The organism is Vibrio sp. 2132-1 (assembly GCF_033344315.1).
Window position 1 is genome coordinate 1 of sequence record NZ_JAWPON010000241.1, and the last position, 776, is coordinate 776.

The window sequence follows — 776 nt, forward strand, 5'->3', positions numbered from 1 at the left end:
TTAAAAGAAGACGCGCATCCGGTTTACAAAGATGGCGATGAATTCAAGAAAGAGTTTGGTGTCCTCGATAAGAAAATAACCTTACCTCAAAGCAAAGTTGGTGAGTTGCTGGTCATTCGTCCTTATGAGTACTTTAGCTTAGCGTTGATCACAACCAGCACTAAACCCATCAATAAAGAGGTCTCTGTGGTTTCGCCTCTGACGCAAGAGTCGACCACCAATGAAACCACGCAATAACGACAGTGACCTTGCTGCCTGGCTTAAGCTGAGTTGCTTGCCAGGCATCGGTGGGGTCAAAATGAATAAGCTGCTCGCCAAAGATACGCCTCGCAATATCATCAATTCCTCTTCTGATCAGCTCTATCAATTGGGTTTGACGAACAAACAGTTGCAAGCTTGGGCTTCGGCCGATAAAGAGGTCGATGCTTGTTTAACGTGGCTAGCCACTTCTACAAATCATCACATTCTGACGCTGGCCGATCCTTTATATCCCCCTTTACTCAAGCAAGTTGTCGCTCCGCCTCCGTTGTTATTTGTTGAGGGGAATCCTACCTTTTTATCGCAACCACAAATTGCCATGGTGGGCAGCCGGAACGCCAGTTTTGATGGTTTACACCATGCACGTCAATTTGCGGCAGAGTTGGCTCAACAAGAATTGATTGTCACTAGCGGCTTAGCGCTTGGGATTGATGGCCATGCTCATGATGGTGCGCTACAAGCGGGTGGTAAGACGATAGCTGTGCTCGGGTCTGGTTTAGAACATATTTATCCTGCTC

General features: G+C 47.2%; 1 protein-coding gene and 1 pseudogene. Both read left to right on the forward strand.

Features of this window, described 5'->3' with window-relative positions; genetic code table 11:
• A pseudogene (locus tag R8N47_RS24685) lies at positions 1-237 on the forward strand (peptidoglycan-binding protein); the annotation flags it as partial.
• Positions 221-776: DNA-processing protein DprA (locus tag R8N47_RS24690; protein ID WP_318186036.1), on the forward strand; the 556-nt coding region annotated here is incomplete at its 3' end. The pseudogene R8N47_RS24685 and the gene R8N47_RS24690, both read left to right, overlap by 17 nt.